Annotated in this window: 1 pseudogene; it reads right to left on the bottom strand. The window is 62.1% G+C overall.

Annotation, left to right across the window (positions count from 1 at the left end):
- Window positions 1-404 (bottom strand): annotated as a pseudogene (locus RV1423_RS28265) (type IV secretion protein Rhs); the annotation flags it as partial.

The raw sequence follows: 404 nt of genomic DNA, 5'->3' as shown, positions 1-404 counted from the left end.
TCGGGTACGTGATGGTGTTGATGCGGCCGTTGGCGTCATAGGTGGCGCTGTTGGTGTAGGCCGTGTCGATTGTGGTCGTTGTGCTGCTGCCGCGGCCCAGGCTGTCGTAGGTATTGGTCTTGAGGTAGCCGTTGTCGGCTGTCGAGCTGCACAGCTTACCGATACCCTTGGTGCAGTTGTCGTAGGTCCAGGTGCTCGTCAGGTCGGCTTCAGCGCGGCTGGTCATGCGGCCCAGCTTGTCGTACGCCATGCTGGTGACCTGCCCTTTGGCGTCGGTCTGCCTGGTCAGTTCGCCGAAGGCGTTGTACTCATAGGTCCAGGTGCCCATGTCGGGGTCGACCATTTGCGTCTTGCGGCCGCGCAGGTCGTAGCTCAGGCTGACGATGTTGCCTTGGGGGTCGGTG

Source organism: Herbaspirillum sp. RV1423 (genome assembly GCF_000577615.1).
Lineage (GTDB): Bacteria > Pseudomonadota > Gammaproteobacteria > Burkholderiales > Burkholderiaceae_D > Herbaspirillum.
This window is presented reverse-complemented; position numbering and strand designations above follow the sequence as displayed.